Below are 22179 nucleotides of genomic sequence, written 5' to 3'. Positions count from 1 at the left end.
CGGATCCCGGCCCGGCTCCGGGCCCGCCCCCGCGACGTACCCTGGAACCATGAGCCCCGCCCCCGAGCCCCCGCAGCACGACGCACCGCAGCGCGATCCGAGGAAGCGTGACCCGAAGGCCGCACTGATCTTCGACGATCCGCTCACGGCCCAGTCCGCTGACGACTCGGACCGCGGGTGGGGCGAGCGGCCGACGGCGTCCGACAACAGCGCCGCCGACCTGGCCCGCTTCCTCGACGAGAAGCCGCCCCACCACATCTGATCCGCTACGGGGTGTCGTGCCCCGTGCCCCGGCCGCGCTGCGCGACGAGCGCGTCGCGGATCTCCTTGAGGACCTCCAGCTCCGAGACCTCGATCGTCTCCTGGGCGCCCTCCTTCGCCGCCTTCCGGGCCGCCGCCCTGGCCAGATACTTGGCCATCGGCAGCACCATCAGGAAGTAGACGACCGCGGCGGTGATCAGGAAGCTGAGGACGGCGCTGAGCACCGTGCCCCACATGATCGGGATACCGCTGGTGACCTCCCCCGCCGCGTTCACCTTGCAGGGGGCCTTCAGGCACGAGCTGTAGTGGTCGAGGTCCTGGGTGCCGAACGCACCCACCAGCGGATTGATCACTCCCTTGACCACGGAGTTCACGACGTTCGTGAACGCGGCGCCGATGACGACCGCGACCGCGAGGTCGACCACGTTGCCACGGAGCAGGAAGGCTTTGAAGCCGTCCAGGACGCTTGTCTTTTCCTCGGTCACTCTGGAGCCCTTCTCGACAGGTGGGGGAGGGGTGCGAGACCCCCGCGTCACCTAAGTCGGGCTGTTCCGGGCATGTCCAATTCCGTACTCCGAGCGGGTGACCAGGGCGCAAGGCCGTCTCAATTCCGGTCCCCTGCGCGGCGCCCGCGCTCACCACACCGTCACCGCCAGCCGGGAGGCGGCGCCCGCGCCCGCGAGCCGCGCGGCCGTCCCGCGCTCCACCGACAGCACCACCAGCGCCCCGCCGTCGGCCGCGACCTCACCGGGCCCGCCGGACCGCCCGACCCTCGGCACCGAGGCGACCCGCGCCCCCGAGGCCAGCACCCGCGCCCCCGGCACGCCGTCCGCCCGCGCCGCCACCACATCGACCCGGTCACCGGGCCGCAACAACCGCACCGCCCCCGCGTCCGCGATCCGCACCGGGGCCGACACCACGGCCGCGCGCGACGCCCCCGCCCGCGCACCCGGCGGCGCCTGCGCCCGCCCGTGCCCGGGCCCCGACCCCGATCCAGTCCCCGGAGCGGGCTCCGACGCGGGCACCGCCGCCACCAACGCCGCCGCGGTCAGGGCGAGTCCGGCCCCGATCACGGCCCGCCGCCGGCGCCCCGCACCGGAGCACCGCCGCCCGCCCCGCACCCGTACCGGCGCGAAGGCGGGCACCACCGAGGTCGGCGGCACACCGATGCCGCACCCGGCCGACGTGACCGCCGGCCCGGAAGCGGAGGCGAAAGCGGAAGAGCCGACGGAATCACTGCGACGACCAGAACCAGGATGAGAACCAGGACCAGAACCAGAACCAGGACGAGTCAGGGGGCGAGAGCTGGAGTCAGCGAACACGGACGTCACCGCCAGGCGGTCGGAGGGAGGCCGGGACCGGCCGAGCCGGGCACCGCGCCCGTCTCGCCGACCACGATCCGCCTCCGCCCCGCCTCCCGCCGCGCCCCGTGCACTACCGAGCGGTTGTGGAAATCCCCCTCACCCGAAGGAGGCCGTCCGCGTGCTACGGCAGCCGGAACCCGGGGTCCGCCCCGCCGAGCGCGTTCGCGCACAGGCAGTCCCGCTCCTCGGTCGCCGGCAGTCCCGCCACCGCGTCGAACAGCACGGTCCGCAGCCGGTCCACGTTCTGCGCGAACACCTTGAGCACCTCCTCGTGCGAGACCCCCTCGCCGCTCTCGGCGCCCGCGTCCAGGTCGGTGACGAGCGTCATCGACGTGTAGCAGAGCTCCAGTTCACGGGCGAGCATCGCCTCGGGGTGGCCCGTCATGCCGACCACGGACCAGCCCATGGCGGCGTGCCACCGCGACTCGGCGCGGGTCGAGAAGCGCGGCCCCTCGACGACGACGAGGGTGCCGCCGTCCACCGGCTCCCAGTCCTTGCCGCGGGCCGCGGCCACCGCCGCCCGCCGTCCCGCGGGGCAGTACGGGTCGGCCGCCGACACGTGCACGACGTGCGGCACGGAGCCGTCCGGCAGCGGATGCCCGTCGAAGTAGGTCTGCGCCCGGGCCTTCGTGCGGTCCACGAACTGGTCCGGCACCAGCAGCGTCCCCGGCCCGTACTCCGGCCGCAGTCCGCCCACCGCGCACGGGCCGAGCACCTGGCGCACCCCCACCGAACGCAGCGCCCACAGATTGGCGCGGTAGTTGATGCGGTGCGGCGGCAGATGGTGGCCGCGCCCGTGGCGGGGCAGGAAGGCGACGCGGCGCCCGGCCACCTCGCCGAGGAAGAGCGAGTCGCTCGGCGGACCGTAGGGCGTGTCCACCTGGACCTCGGTCACGTCGTCCAGGAACGAGTAGAAGCCGGAGCCGCCGATCACGCCGATCTCGGCGCTGGCACTTGTGTTCGCGTTCGTCGCCATGGTCAGCACAGTAGCCAAACCCGGCAACGCCGAAGACCCCGCCGTCGGGGACGGCAGGGTCTCGTGGGACGTCCGAGCGGTGCGCCTAGGCGGCGGACGACGAGCTGGACGAGCTCGACGTGCTCGACGAGGACGACTTCGAGTCCGACGACGACGAAGCGGACGAAGAGGTCGACGACGTCGAGGAACCCGACTTCGTGTCCGTCTTCGAATCGGACTTCGCCTCGGACTTCGACGACGCCGGGCTGCTGCTCGACGAGGAGCCGCGGCTGTCATTGCGGTAGAAACCGGAGCCCTTGAACACGATGCCGACGGCCGAGAACACCTTCTTCAGGCGGCCACCGCAGTTGGGGCACTCGGTCAGGGCGTCGTCGGTGAACTTCTGCACCGCCTCGAGGCCCTCGCCGCACTCGGTGCACTGGTACTGGTAAGTCGGCACTGTGTCTTCCTCCTGGCACTCTCACTCAATGAGTGCTAACGACGCTCCATAGTGGCCTATTCCACGGGATCAGTCCACTGCCACCGGCACGCGGTGACCCACGCCACGTGCCACGGTCCGCCCCGCGGGCGGCGGGACGAGCCGCGAACGCAGCAGGAACATGACCACCAGGGCGAGCACGGTGCCGCCCATCGGGACGAGGAACCCCGCCCCGTCCCAGAAGCCGTCCTCCAGCTGCCCGGCCACCGTGACGGCGGCCGCCTGACCGAGCGCGACCGCGCCGGTGAGCCAGGTGAAGGCCTCCGTGCGGGAGGTCGCCGGCACGATCTTCTCGACGAGCGTGTACCCGGTGATGAGGGCGGGCGCGATGCACACGCCGACCAGCAGACCGAGCCCGGCGAGCACGACGACGGACTGCGCGGCCCACAGGCCGGACGCGGTGACCGCGAGCGCCGTGTAGCCGATGAGCAGCCGGCGCTGCGGGGCGATCTTCCAGGCGACGGCGCCGCAGACGAGCCCGGAGAGCATGTTCCCGGCGGCGAAGATCCCGTACAGGACGCCGTTCAGGCCGGGCCGGCCGATCGCCTCGGAGTAGGCGGCGAGCGAGACCTGCATGCCGCCGAAGACGGCGCCGATGCCGAGGAACGTGACGATCAGGACGCGCACGCCGGGCACCCGCAGCGCGGAGGCGTGCTCCACGCGCGCGTGCTCCTCGAAGGTGCGCACCGGGGGCTGGGTGCCCTTCTGGGCGGCGAACAGCAGGCCGCCCACCAGGGTGAGCGCGGCCTCGGTGAACAGGCCGGCGGCCGGGTCGACGCCGGTGCACAGGGCGGTGGCGAACAGCGGCCCGAGGACGAAGGTGAACTCGTCCGTGACCGACTCGAAGGCCGCGGCGGTCTGCACCAGGGGCGAGCCCTGGAGCTTCACGCCCCAGCGGGAGCGGACCATCGGCCCGATCTGCGGCGTGGAGGCACCGGTCGGCACGGCGGCCAGGAACAGCGTCCAGGTGGGCGCCCCCGACAGGGCGAGCAGCGTCAGGGTGAGACCGGCGGCGCAGTGCACCAGGACGCCGGGCAGCAGGACGGCGCGCTGGCCGAAGCGGTCGGCCAGCTTGCCGCTGTAGGGCGCGAACAGCGCCATGGAGACACCGGTCGTCGCGGAGACCGCGCCTGCGGTGCCGTACGAGCCGGTGGTGTGCTGGACGAGCAGGACGATCGAGATGGTCAGCATCGCGAACGGCTGGCGCGCGGCGAAGCCGGGCAGCAGGAACGTCCAGGCGCCGCGGGTGCGCAGCAGCTGGCCGTAACCGGGGCGCTTGGTCCGCCCCTCGTCGGGTCCGGTGACCGTGTCCTTCTGTGGCACGGCCCTTGCCTTTCTGCCGCCTGGTAGTGCCCGCCTCCCGGTCGGGGAGGAGGACACCGAGAGCCGTCCTCATGCGCCGGGAACCGAGTGATGCCGGCGGTCCGCGCCAGGTGGGGCCGCGCCAGGAGAGGCCCTGGCCGAGCGGTTCGCGCGCGTGGTGCGGGCGCCGCAGGGGGACCGCGGCCGCTTTGCGGTCGCGCCGGCTCTACTTCAGGCAGAGTCGGTGGTACGTCGGTGGTTCGTGGGGACGCGTACGGCTTACGGAGAACGCCGTACGTGCGTCCGGACATCCATGTTAACGGCCGGTTTCCGGTCCGGTGCCCAGCCAGCCGGCGAGCTTGCCGCCGTGGCCGATGGCGCGCAGCCGGGCCTCGGCCGCGTCCCGTACGGGGTCGGTCGCGACCACGAGCAGTTCGTCGCCGCGCCGCAGCACGGTCGTCGGGCCGGGGACGAACGACTCCCCCTCGCGCACGACGAGCGTGACGGAGGCGCCCTTGGGTAGTCGCAGCTCCCCGACCTCCACGCCGTGCATCCGCGAGCCCTTGGGCACGGACACGGACAGCAGGTGCCCGCGCAGCCGCTCCAGGGGCGCCGATTCGATGCCGAGGTCGGCGGCCTCCGCGGAGTCGCCCAGGTTCAGCTTCCTGGCCAGCCAGGGCAGCGTGGGGCCCTGGACGAGGGTGTAGACGACGACCAGCACGAAGACGATGTTGAAGATCCGCTGGCTGTCGGCGACGCCGGTCACCATCGGGATGGTCGCCAGGATGATGGGCACCGCGCCGCGCAGCCCGGCCCACGACATGAGGGCCTGCTCCTGCCATTTCATGCGGAACGGCGCGAGGCTGACCAGTACCTCCAGCGGTCTGGCGACCATGGTGAGCACGAGTCCGATGAGCAGCGCGGGCACGATGTCGTCGGCCAGCTCGTGCGGGGTGACCAGCAGGCCGAGCAGCACGAACATGCCGATCTGCGCGATCCAGCCGAGCCCCTCGGCGAAGCCGCGGGTGGCCGGCCAGTGGGGCAGTTTGGCGTTGCCCATCACCATGGCGGCCAGATAGACGGCGAGGAATCCGCTGCCGTGGGCCATGGCGCCCGCGGCGTAGGCGACGGTCGCGATGGCCATCACGGCGATCGGGTAGAGGCCGGAGGCGGGCAGCGCGACGTGCCGCAGCCCGTAGGAGCCGAGCCACCCGACCGCGAGGCCCGTCGCGGCGCCGATGGCCAGCTCCAGGGCGATCTCGCCGACGAGGACGTACCAGTGCTCCACCGGGCCGGCGGCCGAGAAGGCGACCACGAGGATCACCACCGGGGCGTCGTTGAACCCCGACTCGGCCTCCAGGATGCCGGTGATGCGGGCCGGCAGCGGCACCTTGCGCAGCACCGAGAAGACGGCGGCGGCGTCCGTGGAGGACACCACCGCGCCGATGATCAGGGACGGCCGCCAGTCCAGGCCCACCACGTAGTGCGCGCCCGCCGCGGTCACGCCGACGCTCACCGCGACGCCCACGAGCGACAGCGCGACCGCCGCCGGGAGGGCGGGCCTGATCTCCTTCCACTTCGTGCCGAGGCCGCCCTCGGCCAGGATCACGACGAGCGCCGCGTATCCGATGACCTGGGTCATCTCGGCGTCACTGAAGGAGACGTCGCCGATGCCGTCCTGGCCCATGGCGACGCCGATGCCGAGGTAGAGCAGGAGGCTGGGCAGCCCGCTGCGCGAGGAGACGCGCACCGCGGCGACCGCGATGAGCAGCACCAGGGCGCTGACGAGCAGGAGCTGGTTGAGGTGGTGGACAGTCAGGGGCCGTTCCTTCCGGGAGGAGGCTTCGCACGGTCGGCGTGGGGGAGTTACTTCGTTACCTTACCTAATCTTTGACGCTTTCTTGACGCGAGGGCGGATCCGCCGACCGCTTGCGGACGCCTCCTTCCTGACTCCGCGTCCGAGCGCGCGGCGCACTGCTCGTATGGTTGCTCTCGCCCGCCGCTAGCGAAGGACAGCAAGGATCGCGATGCCCTCCACTACGAACGCCTCTGCCGGCAGCAAGCCCGGCAAGAAGAAGGGGCGCCGAGCCCGACTGATCGTGATCGTCCTGGTGTTGGCGGTGATCGCGGGCATCGGGTACGGCGCCTACTGGAGCGTCGACAGCGTCCGTGCCTCCCTGCCGCAGACCACGGGCTCGGTGAAGATCGACGGTCTCGACGGGCCCGTCCAGGTCAAGCGGGACGGCTACGGCATCCCGCAGATCTACGCCTCATCGGACCGGGACCTGTTCATGGCCCAGGGCTTCGTGCAGGCGCAGGACCGGTTCTACGAGATGGACGTGCGCCGCCACACGACCTCGGGCCGGCTCTCCGAGATGTTCGGCAAGGGGCAGGTGAAGACCGACGAGTTCCTGCGCACGCTGGGCTGGCACCGGGTGGCGCAGAAGGAGTACGACTCCGAGCTCGCACCGGCGACCAAGAAGTACCTCCAGGCGTACTCCAAGGGGGTCAACGCCTACCTGTCGGGCAAGAGCGGCAAGGCGATCTCCGCCGAGTACGTCGCCCTGGGCTTCGAGAACGACTACAAGCCGCAGGCGTGGACGCCGGTCGACTCGGTGGCCTGGCTGAAGGCGATGGCCTGGGACCTGCGCGGCAACATGCAGGACGAGATCGACCGCTCCCTGATGACGAGCCGGCTCGGCCCGAAGCAGATCGCCGATCTCTACCCGGCGTACCCGTACGACCGGAACAAGCCGATCGTCCAGGAGGGCGCCTTCGACGCGGCCACCGGGACGTACGACCCGGACGCCACCGGCAGCTCGTCGCAGTCCGGGCAGACCGGGCAGTCCGGGCAGTCTGGGCAGTCCGGGCAGTCTGGGCAGTCCGGCACCACCACCGGCGGGGCGGCGGGCACCGGCCTCACGGGCGGCACCCAGGCCCCCAGCGGCCTCCAGGGCCAGCTGGGCGGCCTCTCCGACGTCCTGGACCAGATCCCCGACTCCGCGGGCCTGGGGCCGAACGGCAACGGCATCGGGTCGAACTCCTGGGTCGTCTCGGGCCGCCACACCGTCAGCGGCAAGCCGCTGCTGGCCAACGACCCGCACCTGGCGCCGCAACTTCCGTCGGTCTGGTACCAGATGGGCCTGCACTGCACGAACGTCAGCGCGAAGTGCCAGTACGACGTGACGGGCTACACCTTCGCCGGGATGCCGGGCGTGGTCATCGGCCACAACCAGCACATCTCCTGGGGCCTGACCAACTCCGGCGTCGACGTCACCGACCTGTACCTGGAGAAGTTCAGCGGCGACGGCTACCTGTACGACGGCAAGACCAGGCCGTTCACCACCCGCAAGGAAGTCATCCGGGTCGCGGGCGGCGACTCCAGGACCATCACGGTCCGCGAGACCAACAACGGGCCGCTGCTGTCCGACCGCAACGACGAGCTGGTGAAGGTCGGCAAGAAGGCGACCGTCGGCTCCTCGGCGCCCGACCGCGGCGACGGCTACGGCATCGCGCTGCGCTGGACCGCGCTCCAGCCCGGCAACACCATGGACGCGGTCTTCGAGATCGACAAGGCGTCGGACTGGAGCGAGTTCCGCAAGGCGGCCACCGACTTCCAGGTGCCCTCGCAGAACCTCACGTACGCCGACACCGAGAACAACATCGGCTACACGCTGCCCGGCCGCATCCCCGAGCGCGGAGCGGGCGACGGCTCGCTGCCGTCGCCGGGCTGGGACTCGAAGTACCGGTGGACCAAGTACATCCCGCAGTCCGCGCTGCCCTACGAGTACAACCCCGAGCGGGGCTACATCGTGACCGCCAACCAGGCGGTGGTCGGCAAGGACTACCCGTACACGCTCACCACGGACTGGGGCTACGGCACCCGCAGCCAGCGCATCTCCGACCTGATCGCGTCGAAGATCAAGGGCGGCGGCAAGATCTCCACCGACGACATGCGCACGACCCAGATGGACAACAGCAGCGAGATCGCCAAGCTGCTGGTGCCCTACCTGCTGAAGATCGACGTCCAGGACAAGGACGTCCGCCAGGCCCAGCAGCTGCTGGAGAACTGGGACTACACCCAGAACCCGGACTCGGCGGCCGCCGCCTACTTCAACTCGGTCTGGCGCAACGTCCTCAAGCTCGCCTTCGGCAACAAGCTGCCCAAGGAGCTGCGGGTCGAGGGCCAGTGCCTGACCGTCGACCCGGTCGACAACACGGGCCCGGCCGACGAGGACCGCAAGGTCCGCGAGTGCGGCGAGCGCGACACGGACTCGGCGCAGCCCGACGGCGGCGACCGCTGGTTCCAGGTCGTCCGCAATCTCCTCAAGGACGAGAAGAACGACTGGTGGACCTCGCCCAAGTCGCGTACCGACCAGGCCACGCACACCCGTGACGAGCTGTTCGGACGCGCCCTGGAGGACGCCCGCTGGGACCTGACGGCCAAGCTCGGCAAGGACATCGACACCTGGAGCTGGGGCCGCCTGCACAAGCTGGAGCTGAAGAACCAGACGCTCGGCACCGCGGGCCCGGGCTGGCTCCAGTACGTCCTCAACCGCGGGCCCTGGAAGCTCGGCGGCGGCGAGGCGGCCGTCGACGCGACCGGCTGGAACGCGGCGGGCGGCTACGGCGTCGACTGGGTGCCCTCGATGCGCATGGTGGTCAACCTGGACGACCTCGACAAGTCCCAGTGGATCAACCTGACCGGCGCCTCGGGCCACACGTTCAGCGCGCACTACACGGACCAGACCGACAAGTGGGTCAAGGGCGAACTGCTGCCGTGGTCCTTCACGAAGGACGCCGTGGACGACTCCACGTCGGACACGCTGCTCCTGAAGCCCTGACACCGGGGTGCATGACCACGTGAGGGGGGCCGTCGCGCGCGCGACGGCCCCCCTCACGTGCTCCCGCACGCGTCCTCGGAACCTAGAAGCGGCGCGTTCCGGACGGGGTCACCACCGCGTGCACGGCCTGGTCGTGGGCCTCGTGCGGAAGCCGCTCCACGACCTCGCTGTCGTAGAGCAGCACGACCAGCGCCGGGTGCGCGCCCGCGGCCTCCAGGCGGGCCAGGACGCGGTCGTAGGAGCCGCCGCCGCGGCCGAGCCGCGTGCCGCGCGCGTCCACCGCGAGCCCGGGCAGCAGCACGGCGTCCGCCGCGAGCACCGCGTCCCGGCCGAGGCGCTCCCCGGCCGGCTCCGCGAGCGTCATCCTGCCCGGACGCGGTACGTCGACGAGCGAGCCGGGCCCGTCGTACGCGCCCCAGTCCAGGTCGTTGTCGGGCAGCAGCACCGGCAGCAGCACGCGCGTCCCGCGCGCGTGGAGCGCGTCCAGCAGGGCGCCCGTGCCGGGCTCGGTGCCCACCGAGACGTACGCCGCGACGGTGGAGGCCGTCGCCAGCTCGGTGAGACCGAGGGCGCGCCGGGCGAGAACCGTGCGCGCCTCCTGGACGTCATCCACTGGCAACGCGTTCCTCACCGCCAGGAACTCCCGCCGCAATGTGCGCTTGTCAGGCTCTGCGTCACGCGCGTCACGCGGGTCGGGACTCATCGGGAACTCACAAACCTCTCCTCATCCGCTCATCTACGCATCAACAAAGCGGACCCACAGATTCCGCCCATTGAGGCCGGATATGGTGACCGGCATGACTGACTCGCACGCCAGGATCACCAAGGCTGTCATCCCCGCCGCCGGCCTCGGAACCCGGTTCCTGCCGGCCACCAAGGCGACTCCCAAGGAGATGCTCCCGGTCGTCGACAAGCCCGCGATCCAGTACGTGGTCGAAGAGGCCGTGTCAGCGGGTCTCGATGACGTACTCATGATCACAGGCCGCAACAAGCGCCCTCTTGAGGACCACTTCGACCGCAACTACGAACTGGAGTCCGCCCTCCAGAAGAAGGGCGACGCCAGCCGCCTCGCCAAGGTCCAGGAGTCCAGCGACCTCGCGACCATGCACTACGTCCGCCAGGGCGACCCCAGGGGCCTCGGCCACGCCGTCCTGTGCGCCGCCCCGCACGTCGGCCACGAGCCCTTCGCGGTCCTCCTGGGCGACGACCTCATCGACCCGCGCGACCCGCTCCTCGCCCGCATGGTCGACGTCCGCGAGCGGCACGGCGGCAGCGTCGTCGCGCTCATGGAGGTCGAGCCCTCGCAGATCCACCTCTACGGCTGCGCCGCCGTCGAGACCACCGCCGACAGCGACGTCGTGCGGGTCACCGACCTCGTCGAGAAGCCGGACCCGGCGGACGCGCCCTCCCACTACGCGGTCATCGGACGCTACGTCCTCGACCCGAACATCTTCGACATACTGCGCAAGACCGAGCCGGGCCGCGGCGGCGAGATCCAGCTCACCGACGCCCTCCAGAAACTCGCCGCGGACGAGACGATCGGCGGTCCCGTGCACGGCGTCGTCTTCAAGGGCCGCCGCTATGACACCGGTGACCGCGGCGACTATCTGCGTGCCATTGTCAGACTCGCGTGCGAACGTGAAGACCTGGGCCCGGACTTCCGGACCTGGCTCCGCAGTTACGTCACCGAGGAGATGTAGCACCTTGAGCAGCGCGACCCCGCCGTCAGCGTCGTCAGCGTCGTCAGCGACGTCAGCGTCGTCCGTGTCCGTGGCCCCCGCCGGCCACGGCCAGCTCTGGACGGTGGACGAGCACCTGGACGACATCCTCACCACCGTCCAGCCGCTCGACCCGATCGAACTGCAACTCCTCGACGCCCAGGGCTGCGTGCTCGTCGAGGACGTGACGGTGCCGGTCTCGCTGCCGCCGTTCGACAACAGCTCGATGGACGGATACGCCGTCCGCGTCGCCGATGTCGCGGGCGCGAGCGAGGAGTTCCCCGCCGTGCTCACCGTGATCGGCGACGTCGCGGCGGGCGCGGCGGGACCCGACGGCCGGCTCACCGTCGGCCCCGGCCAGGCCGCCCGCATCATGACCGGCGCCCCGCTGCCGCCCGGCGCCGAGGCCGTCGTCCCCGTGGAGTGGACCGACGGCGGCCTCGGCGCCGGCCCGGTCACGTCCATGGCGGCCCACAGCGCGGCCCCCGAGGGCGCCTCGGGCGACGTCCGCGTCCACCGCCCCGCCCCGGCACGCGCACACGTCCGCGCGCAGGGCAGCGACGTCAGGGCCGGCGACAAGGCCCTCGCCGCCGGCACCGTGCTCGGCCCGCCGCAGATCGCCCTGCTCGCCGCCGTCGGCCGCGGCTCCGTACGCGTACGCCCGCGCCCGCGCGTGGTCGTCGTCTCCACCGGCAGCGAACTCGTCCAGCCCGGAGAGCAGTTGGCCGACGGCCAGATCTTCGACTCCAACAGCTTCGCGCTGACCGCCGCCGCCCGCGACGCCGGAGCCATCGCCTACCGGGTCGGCGCGGTCACCGACGACGCCGAGACGCTCCGCTCCACCATCGAGGACCAGCTGATCCGCGCCGACCTCATCGTCACCACGGGCGGGGTCAGCGTCGGCGCGTACGACGTCGTGAAGGAGGCCCTGACCTCCATCGGCGACCCCGACGACGAGGGCGGGCTCGGCGCGGGCAGCGGCGTCGAGTTCCGCAAGCTCGCCATGCAGCCCGGCAAGCCGCAGGGCTTCGGCTCGGTCGGCCCCGACCACACCCCGCTGCTCGCCCTGCCGGGCAACCCGGTCTCCAGCTACGTCTCCTTCGAACTGTTCGTCAGGCCCGCCGTCCGGACGCTGATGGGACTGCCCGCCGAGACCGTCCGGCGCCCGCGGGTCCGCGCAGAGCTGGCCGTCGACAAGGCGCTGACCTCGCCCGCCGGCCGCCGCCAGTTCCTGCGCGGGGTCTACGACGCGGAGGCGGGCCGGGTCGAGCCCGTCGGCGGGTCCGGCTCCCACCTCGTCGCCGCGCTCGCCCGGGCCGACGCGCTGATCGTGGTGCCCGAGGACGTCACGTCCGTGGAGCCCGGCACCGAGGTGGACGTGGTTGTCCTGGGCTGACCGGCCCGGCCGTCGCGGGCTCGCGATACCGTGTCGCGCACAACAGTCCGGCGCGCCCGCACCGCGCACGGCTCGGATCGGGAGCGCCACCACGTCATGAGCACTTCGCAAGACCGGCCCACGCGGCTCACGCACCTCGACGAGGCGGGCGCGGCCCGCATGGTCGACGTGTCCGGCAAGGACGTCACCGCACGCACCGCGCGGGCCAGCGGGCGCGTGCGCGTGTCGTCGCGCGTGGTCGAGCTGCTGCGCGGCGAGGGCGTGCCCAAGGGCGACGCCCTCGCGACCGCGCGGATCGCCGGGATCATGGGAGCCAAGCGCACCCCCGACCTGATCCCGCTGTGCCACCCGCTCGCCGTGTCCGGCGTCGAGGTCGACCTGTCGGTGGCGGACGACGCCGTGGAGATCGTGGCCACCGTGCGCACCACGGACCGCACCGGCGTCGAGATGGAGGCCCTGACGGCGGTCTCGGTCGCCGCCCTCACCGTGGTCGACATGGTCAAGGCGGTCGACAAGGGCGCCGTGATCTCCGACGTGCGGGTCGAGGAGAAGACGGGCGGCAAGTCGGGTGACTGGAGCCGGGCGTGACCGTGACCCCACCGCCGGGCGGGCAGTCCGGCACGGCTGACGGATACCGCGCGCTCGTCGTCACCGCCTCCAACCGGGCCGCCGCCGGCGTCTACGCCGACACGGGCGGTCCGCTGATCGCCGACGGGCTGCGCGCGCTCGGGTTCCAGGTCGAGGGGCCGCAGGTCGTCCCGGACGGCGACCCCGTCGAAGCCGCGCTGCGGGCCGCCGCGGAAGCCGGGTACGACGTCGTCGTCACCACCGGCGGCACCGGCATCTCGCCCACCGACCGCACCCCCGAGGCGACCGCCCGCGTCCTCGACCACGAGGTCCCCGGCATCCCCGAGGCCATCCGCGCCCACGGCCGGCGGAAGGTGCCCACGGCCGCGCTCTCCCGCGGCCTCGCCGGCGTCGCCGGACGCACTCTGATCGTGAACCTGCCCGGGTCCAGCGGGGGAGTGAAGGACGGCCTCGCCGTCCTGGCCCCGCTGCTCGTCCACGCCGTGGACCAGCTCCGCGGCGGCGACCACCCCCGCCCGGACGGCGGACCGGACGCGCACGCCGGGGGTGCGCCCTGAACAGCCCGTCCTGGCCCGTGGACCTGGTGGACGGTGATGTCGTCCTGCGCCCGATAAGGCTGCGCGACCAGCGAGCCTGGCGTGAGGTGAACCGGCGCAACCGCGACTGGCTGCGCCCCTGGGAGGCGACGATCCCGCCGCCGACCCCCAGCGGCCCGATCACCCACCGCCCGACCTACCGTCAGATGGTCCGCCACCTGCGCTCGGAGGCGGGCGCGGGCCGGATGCTGCCCTTCGTCATCGAGTACCAGGGCCAGCTGGTGGGCCAGTTGACCGTCGCCGGGATCACCTGGGGCTCGATGTGCTCGGGGCACGTCGGCTACTGGGTCGACCAGTCCGTGGCCGGGCGCGGGGTGATGCCGACGGCCGTCGCGCTCGCCGTCGACCACTGCTTCCGCACCGTGGGCCTGCACCGCATCGAGGTCTGCATTCGCCCGGAGAACGGGCCGAGCCGCCGCGTCGTGGAAAAGCTCGGATTCCGCGAGGAGGGGCTGCGCCCGCGCTATCTCCACATCGACGGCGGCTGGCGCGATCACCTGGTCTTCGCGCTCACCGCCGAAGAGGTCCCCGAGGGGATGCTCCGCCGCTGGCGCCGCGAACGGCCCGGCAACGGCGCAGGTCCGGGGGCACCCGACCGGGCGGACCCGGGAACCCCCTGGAAATAAAATAAATGTTCGAATTTGATCGCGGGTGGACCGGGAGAGCCATTAAATTCCCGCCCCGGTCAGCCAGTTGATCGCACGAGTCGCAAAAAAAGCTCGAAATATCAGCCAGATCGTGCGACACACCGGCCCAATTGGCGGATGGTCTCACGGAAACCCCTCTACGGTGTGACCGTGAGCAGCAGCGGCCTCATCTACGCAGTCATTGTCGGGGCCTGGGCCGCCTACTTGGTGCCGATGTGGCTCCGTAGGCAGGACGAGCTGAACGAAGCACGTCCTACGGAACGCTTCAGCACCGCGATCCGACTTCTCTCCGGTCGGGCGGGCATGGAGCGCCGGTACGCCAAGGACCTCCAGGCTCGCTCGCCCGAGGACGAGCGGCGTGGCGACCCGGCCGACCCGGACGTGCCCACCGATCCGGTGGACGTCCGGGCCTTCATCACGCCTCCGTCCGGCGAGCGATCCCCGGTCGACGACCGCCCCCCGACCCCGCAGCGCCCCCCGGCCGCCCAGCGCCCCGCACCCGCGCAGCGGCCCCCGGCCCCCGCGCGCGACCAGCCCGAGCCCGCCCGCGACCCGGCGACCGAGGCCGCCAGGTCCCGCGCGGCCCGCGCCGCGTCCGCGGAGGCCCAGGCCCGCGCCCGCCGCACCAAGGTGCTCGCCCGCCGTCGCCGGACGACCGTGATGCTCTTCATCGCGTTCAGCATCGGCGCGATCGTCGCCGGGGTCGGCGGCATCGCCTTCCTGTGGGCGCCCGCCGCGCCGGCCCTCCTGCTCAGCGCGTACATCGTCTATCTGCGCGCCCAGGAACGCCGCCGCTTCGCCTACGTCATGGACCGGCGCCGCGCCGAGATCGCCGCCCAGCGGCTGCGCGAGCGCCAGCCCCGCCGCCGCCAGCAGGCCGCGGGCCGCGCTCCCGCCGAGTACACCGAGTACCCGGACACCGCGGAGGACGGACCAGACGCCGAGGACCTCGCGACCGACCCCGGTCTCGAAGCGCTCGCCGCGGACCGGCGCGCCCTCGTCGAGCAGACCGACCACGCCGAGTGGGTCGACCAGCAGCGCGAGCGCCAGCGGCGCCCCGGCTCGGGCGACAGCTGGGACCCCGTCCCGGTCCCGCTGCCGACGTACGTGACCGCGCCGGTCGCCCCGCGCGCGGGCGGCGGCATCGACTACGGCGCCCCCGAGACGTGGAGCGCCGCCCGCTCCTCGGCCGTCGAGGAGGAGCGGGCCGAGGAGTCGCCCGTCGCCGACGACGGACGCAGCGACGCCCGCCGCGCGGCCTCCGCCCGCCGCTCGCGCGAGCGCGGCCGCACGCCGCTCTTCGACCAGTACGACGAGGGCGCGGACGGCCGCCCGCGCGCCGCCAACGAGTGACCGGGCTGACCAGCCCGGAACGGATTTCCAAGCACCTCGATCGGGGTGCTAGAGTTTCACTCGTTGCAAGGGCCTGTGGCGCAGTCTGGTAGCGCACCTCGTTCGCATCGAGGGGGCCAGGGGTTCGAATCCCCTCAGGTCCACTGCACGACAGTTCTTGAGTTAGCTCAGGAATGGTGACGAGATCCCGTCCGATCGCAAGATCGGGCGGGATCTTCGTCGTTTCGGGGGTCGTTCGATGCCTGTTCGGGGTGGTGGATGGCGGCGTATCGGGTCTGGCGGGTTGCTCGGCAGGTGCCTCACCGCTGCCGGGGCATGCGAACTGGCCCCGGTCGCCCGGGGCTGGTGATGGTGCTGTGCGGCTGTGACGCTGCCCGATCAGAGGTTGGCCGGCGGATGCCGCCCCATGTCGAGTGGGGTGGGCATGTACGCCAGGTCATGATCTGGGGCAGCTGGAACGGATTCGAAGTCTGCGTCGGAGAGTCGGCTGCCAGTGCGCTCGTAGAGCCAGGTTTCCAGGATGTCCAGGTTTCCGATGGCCAACATGATCGCGATCAGGATCGTCTGGGCCACCTGGCCGGGCGCTCGGCGGTGCATCGGGTTCCCGATGTCCATGTAGGCGCCCTTGAGGCGGCCGTTGAGGCCCTCGTTGTGGGAACGGATCGGCTTGTAGATCCGATCCCAGGCGAGGCTGAGGTAGTGGCTGTCCTGCCGGAACTTGGCGATCTTCAGGTCTCCGGCCGCGTCGACGGGGACGCTGATCGCGGAGGCCCCGCAGACGGCGGGCAGCGCCTCCTTGCCGGGAGGGTCCGTCCACTCTCTGTCAGGGAGCTGGACGGTCGGGCGAGCCGAGGCGTGGCTGGCGCGGGAGCGGAGATCCGCCAGTTTGATCACGGTCTGAGGCGGGCCCGAGGCGGTCGGTCGAGCAGGGCGGAGGCGTTCTCGGCGTGGACAGTTCACCGAAGGGGACGGCCCGGCCGCCGGGCATTGCAGGCGCACGGTTCCGCGGGCGTCGGCGTTCTGCTTGAGCTTGAGGAAGTAGGGCAGTCGCTCGGCGACCAGAGGTTTCAGATCGTCGAGCCGTCGGCGGAAGGTCTTGTCGTCCATGCCGTGAGTGGCCTGAGCCAGGGCGTTGGGGATGTGTGGGCAGGCGAGGGAGCCGTCGATCAGTACGGCTCCTTGCCAGCTGCCCTGGATGCCACGGTCGGCCGCCTTGTAGTCCAGGGCCAGGCGGTAGCCGAGTCGGCGTACCGGAACCTGAAAGTTCTCCGGCGAGCAGCCGGTGTAGGCCCGATCTGCGGCACAGGTACCTGTCGGCAGTCGAAGCTCGGCGAGGTGCTTCAACACGGTGACCGCGTTCTCGCCCGTACGGACGGTCGGAGTGTCCAGGCTGAGGCCGAGGCAGAGTTGCGGGTAGGAGGGCGCGCGGCGGCCCTTCGTGGCTCCTTCGCCCGTGCGGGAGTGGGCGGCGACGAGCAGGCTCGCGCTGTAGCCGAAGATGCCCTTGTCGGAGCCGCCGCTGAAGTGCCAGCCGGCGGTGATCTCGACGGAGGCCGTGCCCGAGTAGTCGCTATCGGGGTTGGCCAGAACCGGGATGGAGGTGGCGTCCACGCCCACGTCACCGGCCCAGTTCCGAAGGTATCCCCGTTGCTGTGCCAGCCGGACCGGGACCAGTACGAGATCGTTCGCCAGCCGTTGGAGCCGGTTCGCGGCCGCGCGGCCGACAGCCTCGTCCCAGGCAGCGGAGTGGATGTCCGCCTCCGCTTGGTCCAGGCGCCGGCGCCGGTCGCAGCGTGCCGGGTCGAGCGCGGTGGTGATCCGGTCCAGCCCCCGGTAGAGGCGACGACTGGCAGCTATGCACGCACGTGCCGTGGACGGCGGAACCTCGGGGATGCCGAGCCACGCGCGGGCTGCGGGCTGGAGACGGAAGTGCAGGATCCGCCAGGCGTCGGAGACCGTGGCTCGGCCCGTGTAGTACACGGCGAGCATCAGGCCGGCCAGCACGGTCCTCGGCCGCACGCCTGGTGGCCCAGGACGGCCTCGCAGCATGTCCTCCAGCTGCTGTGGCAGGCCGGAGCGTTCGAGGACGGTCAGCAGCTGTCCGACCTTCGAGTCTGGGATCTCGGTGAGCCGTCCAGGCCGCAGTCGGGGCCGCGCATGGCGGGCGGCCAGCTGATCGGCTTCAGGCCGTGCCCTCACGAGCGGCGGCCACGCAGCAAGCGGATCACCTCCGCCCTGGGTAGTGGGGGCACCCAGTGGTGGTAGCCCGCCAAACCGGCAGGGGAGGCCATGCCCGCGGCGGAAGCGACCGCCTCCGGACTGATGCCCTCGGAAAGCCGGCCCACGATCCACGTCGACCGCAACCGCCGAGCGGAGAGCGGCGGCAGACCCGCGTGGGGCCGATGGCGGGCAGGCCAGGACGAGACGAGGTTCTTGGCTGCCGCGACCTTCCGTCCCGGCCGGAAGAGGAATCCGGGTCCGGAGGTCTCTGCGAGCTCGGCCAGCGTGCCTTCCCAGTCGGAGTGGCACGCCACGAGTCGGGCGAGCAGCTTCTCCTCCAGCACCGCGACCCCGCCGGAGGTCACGCGAACATGGCTGCCTCGCATGGGCGGGACCTCGCCCGGCATCAGGCCACACCCGGCTCCGAGCGTCATGAGGGCGAGGCCGTCGAGTCGAGCTTGGGCCGGCAGATGATTCGCCCAATCCCGCAGGCGAGCCAACTCCCCCGCACCATAAGGCGGCTGAGGCGTGCGAGGCGAGGAAAGCCGAGCCGGAGGGGCCTCTCCGCGCTGGACCCACACCAGAGCCTCCCGCGCCCGCCGCAGCCAGGTTCGGTAGGTCAGTACTGTCGAGTCCTTTGCCGCAACGCAGCCCGACAGGATGAAGGCGTCGATCGTCTCGGTCCGCAGCCAGGTTCCCGGGTCGCGCGGCAGCCCGCTCCGGTCCGCCCAGACCGCGATCCGGCCGATCACATGCAGCAGATGCTCCGCGGCGTAGCAGGTGGCCGGAGCTGTCGCCGCCACGGTGGCTCTCACCAGCTCGGCGACCGGTCCCCACTGCCGGTGCGGCAGCCGGGGCCGGTAGTCGCGGATCTTGCTGGAGACCTCCGAGCTCAGTGTCACAGACCAACAGAACCGGCTGGACAAGCAGCCAGTGAAGACGTCGAAGGCGATCTTCACGGAAAGGAGTGCATCGACATGGTCGGAGGTTTGGCCCGTAAGACCGCGCCGCGAAACCTTGCCCGCGATCCGGAATCCTGGCCCGACTCCGCCGTCGACGACGTCGCCGCCGGAGTCGTCCAGGCCATCGCCCGCGCGCTCGCGCTCGCCCTGGAGCGCGAGAAGCGAAGCCTGCGGAAGGTCGCTATCGGATCCGGGGTCAACCGGCAGGCCATTGCCGACCTGCTCGCCGGCCGGTGCTGGCCGGACGTCGTCACCGTTGCCCGCCTGGAAGACTTCCTCGCCGTCCCGCTGTACCCGCGGGACGGAATGTGCAGTACGCATCAAAATCGGCCTTCCCGTCCCCAGGGAAACCCGCCCCAAGGAACGACGAAATAGGCCACGCGCCCCCGAGGCGAGGCGGATTGCTCTAGCCTCGGGGATGCGTGAGCCACTACGAGGGTCCACGTCACTGGCTCCGAAGAGGGTCCAAGCTCAACGGAGCCCGTCCCCTTCTCCCCGCAATGGGAGGAGGGGGCGTCTCATGTTCAGGGCGGCGGCGTCAGGCGTCCCCTCCCTGCGATTCCGTGACCCGGCGGGCGGCGAAGGTCCCGACCGGTTTCTCCACGGCCCGGCCGTTCTTCACCAGCCGCTTGCACGTCGCGCGGGTCGTCTCGATGGGCGCCCGCCCTTCGTCGCCCTTCGTCGGACGGCCAAGGGCCTCTGTGATGTCTTTGACCTTCATCGGCCGTCCGGCGCCCACGAGGATCTGCTCGACCGCCTGCATCAACTGCCCGGACGGCGACCGCGAAGGCCCGCCCTGCCCGGCACGCGTCTCCTCAGACGGCTCGCTCGGTTCCGACTCGTCACCGGCGGACGCATCGCCGTCCTCGTCCTCCGCGTCAGCGTCCTGCTGGGGGTTTTGGTCGCCCTCGGACGGCGCCGAGCGGCCTGCGAGGAGCTCGGAGAGAGCTTCGCTCAACTGATCGCGAGTGCTCGCGTACTTTGCCGCCTCGACTCGAAGGTCCGCGAGCTCTGCTTCGAGCTCCGAGATCCGAGCCAGCGTCCGATCGGTCTTGCCGGAGTAGATCCCAACAGCCGTCCGCAACCCGGGAGCCGCATCCGGCTCGCCCGCCTCTGTGAAGTCCATCCGCCCTCCTCGGCCCTCCCGTACGACAGGACAACGGCAGTCATCGTAGGGAATGCCAGTCGTGCCCGGCAGTCAAATAGCCAACGAAGTCTGGCAGTTGAGGCGCGGCGGAGCCTGAATCTGACGTCTGGCGCCCCTGACCTGCGTGTCTGCGATGCCAGTCGTAATTCTTTACGTCGTTAACAGTTATGGCAGATCACGCTCTGCTGCGATTCCTGATGCCACGTCTTCGAGGACGAGGTCCGGAAGGATGGCCAGTCCCAGAGTCTGAGGGTCCACGTTCGGGCTGGCTGCCTTCTCTGCAATGCGGGGCGACCAGGAGGCCAGCCCGTCCAGTGCAGGTACCAAGTCTTCTCGGTCGTCACTGAGCAGGGCTGCCACGAGGGACACGACATCGGCGCGGGAGCTGCCTGTTGGAGTCGGGAGAGCGGCCAGCCCTGAGAGTGCGCGCTGGTCACGAGTGCCACAGAGTGCCGTGAGGGCGGCAAGAGCGAATCGGACGGCATCGCTCTCGTTCTCCCAGCGGGACAGCAGTCTCGGCAGCTCGCTGCCGATGGCCCGCCGTGTCAGGTACTCAGCTGCAGACTCCTCGCAGGCACCCCCGAGCGCGGTGATGCGATCGGCCAGGGAGACCTCTGCAGTCGGCCCCGAAGCAGCAAGCCGCAACAGGTCGCCGAGCAGAACCAGCCGGCTGCCGGGCGCGACGCTGTCGTCGCAGATCAGCTCCATGAGGAATGGGACAGCCTCGACGGTGGTGTCGGTGCAAGTGCCTTGGTGGGCCACGGCATCCGCGAGATCGCTGAGGAACTCGCCCGTTGACCCGTAGGGCTCGCCGAACGCGAACTCCTCGTCGAGCAGCCACCCCACGGCGTCCGGAGCATCCTCCGCGCTGCCGTACGTGCGCTCTGCGACCGCCACTACGGCCTGGACCACCGCTGCGGGCTCACCGACCTCACTGCACTTCCACGGCGGACCGGCCGGAGGCCGCGCGGGATCCTCGGGCAGAGGGCTCGGAAGGGCGACGTCGGCGCCGGCCTGCTCATGGACCAGGCCGTCCCGTGGGAAGACTCCTTCGAGAGTCGCAGCATGGCCCTCGCTGCACCCCTGCTGAAAACCAGCGTGGGCACGGGCCACGCCGGCCACCCGAATCCGTTCACTCCGGAAGAACGGCTCGAGAGCCATGCGCTCGTACCCGCTGTAGACGGCCAGCGAGAAGACCTGCCACCACCCCTCCAGCTCCGGGTCCATCGACGGCTTTCCGTACCAGAAGCTCGACGGAACGAACCGGAAGTGATCGTGGACGCGCACTGCCGTCAGACGGTGGCCCATCCCGGAAAGCTCGGCCGCGGCGGCGCGGGCAGCGTCCTCACTCGGCAGGCTCAGCGTGTACTGGACTCCCCAGGCGGGAGGCGCCGCGCTCATCAGCTGCACTGCCAGGTGAACATCGCCCGCTCGAAGCGCCGCTCGGCCAGGTCTTCCGGGCGGATCAGCCAGTACAGGGCTCCGGCATCGCCCCACATCATGTCTGCGGCGTCCTCGCTGTCGAACTGGGCCAGCAGCACCCAGTTGCCGGCCTCCTCGGACAGCCGAGGGTCCTCCCAGGACACCTGGCCGTCCAGGACCGCCTCCGCGATCTCGATCTCCACAGGGTTCTGAACGGAGTGAGCGTGGCCGCCGATCTGATGCCCCACCTCGTCGTCGAACTCCCACAGCGCCTCGAGGAACTCCTGTGAGCAGACAGGGTGGTCGTACCGGTTCCCCAGCGGGGCGCCCGGGGCGAAGGCGGCCCGGACGGACGGATGCCAGGGCTCGGTCGCCGTCATCTCCACCCGAGCGGTCAGAGGCACCACCGGATACGGCTTGAGGCCTGCAGGCGTCCCGCGCTCCGCCACCTTCTCGTCAGCCGTCACATAGAGCACTCGGGCGCCCGCCCAGCTCTCCCGGTCCTCGGCCAGAACGAGAGCTTCACCGCCGTCCAGCTGTCCGTCGAAGTAGAAGAACAGCAGTGTTCCCGGTGCGGGCAGATCGATGTCCAGCGCAGCCGTCGGCAGGTGCCCGCAGTCGATCGAGGCGACGAAAGAGAGCGGACCGTGCTCATCCCACACCGGCCACTCCGAGGCAGCCGGCAAGGCTGGAAGGCCACCGAGGCGACCCACCACGTCGTCAGAGCCAGTCGCTACCTCAAGACGCACGCCAGGGCGAAGCAGACCGATCCACGTCTCAGCATCCTCGGGCGACAGATGCTGCAAGACAAGGGAGCGAAGGGCATCCCGGGAACCATGTGTCATGCGCCCGATCATCCACGGCGCCACTGACAGAGACCTCGGCGGCCCTCCCACAGCACGCGC

At 71.2% G+C, this 22179-nt stretch carries 20 protein-coding genes and 1 tRNA gene; 9 read left to right on the top strand and 12 right to left on the bottom strand.

Annotated elements, in window-relative coordinates; genetic code table 11:
* Nucleotides 1–49: 49 nt before the first annotated feature.
* Nucleotides 50–262 (top strand): hypothetical protein, encoded by a 213-nt coding sequence (locus tag ACIP5K_RS22990; RefSeq protein WP_401412155.1) that lies wholly within the window; start codon nt 50–52, stop codon nt 260–262.
* Between the two features lie 4 nt (nt 263–266).
* Here the strand turns inward: ACIP5K_RS22990 and mscL are convergent, their stop codons facing one another.
* The 6 genes from mscL to ACIP5K_RS22960 form a co-directional block, all read right to left on the bottom strand.
* Nucleotides 267–746: a large conductance mechanosensitive channel protein MscL gene (gene mscL, locus ACIP5K_RS22985; protein ID WP_401412154.1), complete on the bottom strand. Its 480-nt coding sequence runs from the start codon at nt 744–746 to the stop codon at nt 267–269.
* Between the two features lie 150 nt (nt 747–896).
* Nucleotides 897–1424: a hypothetical protein gene (locus ACIP5K_RS22980; RefSeq protein WP_401412152.1), complete on the bottom strand. Its 528-nt coding sequence runs from the start codon at nt 1422–1424 to the stop codon at nt 897–899.
* Nucleotides 1425–1746: 322 nt separating this feature from the next.
* Nucleotides 1747–2601 carry an S-methyl-5'-thioadenosine phosphorylase gene (locus ACIP5K_RS22975; RefSeq protein ID WP_401412150.1) on the bottom strand — a complete coding sequence of 285 codons (855 nt, stop codon included), beginning with the start codon at nt 2599–2601 and terminating at the stop codon, nt 1747–1749.
* A gap of 85 nt (nt 2602–2686) precedes the next feature.
* Nucleotides 2687–3040 carry an FmdB family zinc ribbon protein gene (locus ACIP5K_RS22970; RefSeq protein WP_401412149.1) on the bottom strand — a complete coding sequence of 118 codons (354 nt, stop codon included), beginning with the start codon at nt 3038–3040 and terminating at the stop codon, nt 2687–2689.
* 69 nt (nt 3041–3109) lie between these two features.
* The gene (locus ACIP5K_RS22965) at nt 3110–4402 is read right to left on the bottom strand and encodes an MFS transporter (protein WP_401412147.1); all 1293 of its coding nucleotides are present in this window, start codon (nt 4400–4402) and stop codon (nt 3110–3112) included.
* Nucleotides 4403–4697: 295 nt separating this feature from the next.
* Nucleotides 4698–6200, bottom strand: coding sequence for a potassium/proton antiporter (locus ACIP5K_RS22960; RefSeq protein WP_401412295.1), 1503 nt, complete (start codon nt 6198–6200; stop codon nt 4698–4700).
* 208 nt (nt 6201–6408) lie between these two features.
* Here ACIP5K_RS22960 and ACIP5K_RS22955 point away from each other — a divergent pair, with 208 nt between their 5' ends.
* Nucleotides 6409–9225, top strand: coding sequence for a penicillin acylase family protein (locus ACIP5K_RS22955; RefSeq protein ID WP_401412145.1), 2817 nt, complete (start codon nt 6409–6411; stop codon nt 9223–9225).
* Nucleotides 9226–9307: 82 nt separating this feature from the next.
* Here ACIP5K_RS22955 and ACIP5K_RS22950 read toward each other — a convergent pair whose 3' ends face one another.
* Complete coding sequence (locus tag ACIP5K_RS22950; protein ID WP_401412143.1) at nt 9308–9928, bottom strand: 5-formyltetrahydrofolate cyclo-ligase; 621 nt, start codon at nt 9926–9928, stop codon at nt 9308–9310.
* Nucleotides 9929–10022: 94 nt separating this feature from the next.
* Here ACIP5K_RS22950 and galU point away from each other — a divergent pair, with 94 nt between their 5' ends.
* From galU to ACIP5K_RS22915, 7 genes are all read left to right on the top strand, one after another.
* Nucleotides 10023–10925, top strand: a complete 903-nt coding sequence (gene galU, locus ACIP5K_RS22945; RefSeq protein ID WP_401412141.1) for a UTP--glucose-1-phosphate uridylyltransferase GalU — start codon at nt 10023–10025, stop codon at nt 10923–10925.
* A 64-nt stretch (nt 10926–10989) separates the two neighbouring features.
* On the top strand, nt 10990–12339 hold the full coding sequence (gene glp / locus ACIP5K_RS22940) for a gephyrin-like molybdotransferase Glp (protein WP_401412139.1): 1350 nt from the start codon (nt 10990–10992) through the stop codon (nt 12337–12339).
* 96 nt (nt 12340–12435) lie between these two features.
* Nucleotides 12436–12927, top strand: a complete 492-nt coding sequence (moaC, locus tag ACIP5K_RS22935; protein ID WP_401412137.1) for a cyclic pyranopterin monophosphate synthase MoaC — start codon at nt 12436–12438, stop codon at nt 12925–12927.
* Nucleotides 12924–13484 (top strand): molybdenum cofactor biosynthesis protein B, encoded by a 561-nt coding sequence (locus ACIP5K_RS22930; protein ID WP_401412136.1) that lies wholly within the window; start codon nt 12924–12926, stop codon nt 13482–13484. Before moaC ends, ACIP5K_RS22930 begins: the two co-directional genes overlap by 4 nt.
* A gap of 17 nt (nt 13485–13501) precedes the next feature.
* Entirely contained in the window at nt 13502–14149 is a 648-nt protein-coding gene (locus ACIP5K_RS22925; RefSeq protein WP_401412134.1) for a GNAT family N-acetyltransferase, read from the top strand.
* 171 nt (nt 14150–14320) lie between these two features.
* Nucleotides 14321–15523: a gephyrin-like molybdotransferase receptor GlpR gene (gene glpR, locus ACIP5K_RS22920; RefSeq protein ID WP_401412132.1), complete on the top strand. Its 1203-nt coding sequence runs from the start codon at nt 14321–14323 to the stop codon at nt 15521–15523.
* Nucleotides 15524–15592: 69 nt separating this feature from the next.
* Nucleotides 15593–15666, top strand: a tRNA-Ala gene (locus ACIP5K_RS22915).
* Nucleotides 15667–15901: 235 nt separating this feature from the next.
* Here the strand turns inward: ACIP5K_RS22915 and ACIP5K_RS22910 are convergent.
* The 5 genes from ACIP5K_RS22910 to ACIP5K_RS22890 form a co-directional block, all read right to left on the bottom strand.
* A complete protein-coding gene (locus tag ACIP5K_RS22910; protein WP_401412131.1) occupies nt 15902–17527 on the bottom strand; it encodes a hypothetical protein in 1626 nt (541 codons plus the stop codon).
* Nucleotides 17528–17718: 191 nt separating this feature from the next.
* Nucleotides 17719–19026 (bottom strand): hypothetical protein, encoded by a 1308-nt coding sequence (locus tag ACIP5K_RS22905; RefSeq protein WP_401412129.1) that lies wholly within the window; start codon nt 19024–19026, stop codon nt 17719–17721.
* 217 nt (nt 19027–19243) lie between these two features.
* Complete coding sequence (locus ACIP5K_RS22900) at nt 19244–19831, bottom strand: hypothetical protein (protein WP_401412128.1); 588 nt, start codon at nt 19829–19831, stop codon at nt 19244–19246.
* A gap of 186 nt (nt 19832–20017) precedes the next feature.
* Nucleotides 20018–21253 (bottom strand): hypothetical protein, encoded by a 1236-nt coding sequence (locus tag ACIP5K_RS22895; protein ID WP_401412293.1) that lies wholly within the window; start codon nt 21251–21253, stop codon nt 20018–20020.
* Nucleotides 21253–22080 (bottom strand): YwqG family protein, encoded by an 828-nt coding sequence (locus ACIP5K_RS22890; RefSeq protein ID WP_401412126.1) that lies wholly within the window; start codon nt 22078–22080, stop codon nt 21253–21255. The genes ACIP5K_RS22895 and ACIP5K_RS22890 overlap by 1 nt, the downstream gene beginning before the upstream one ends.
* Nucleotides 22081–22179: the final 99 nt, after the last annotated feature.

It is taken from the genome of Streptomyces sp. NPDC088785 (assembly GCF_044750685.1).
Taxonomy (GTDB): Bacteria; Actinomycetota; Actinomycetes; order Streptomycetales; family Streptomycetaceae; genus Streptomyces.
The sequence above is the reverse complement of the archived record's forward strand: the minus strand, read 5'-3'. Positions and strand labels throughout refer to the sequence as shown.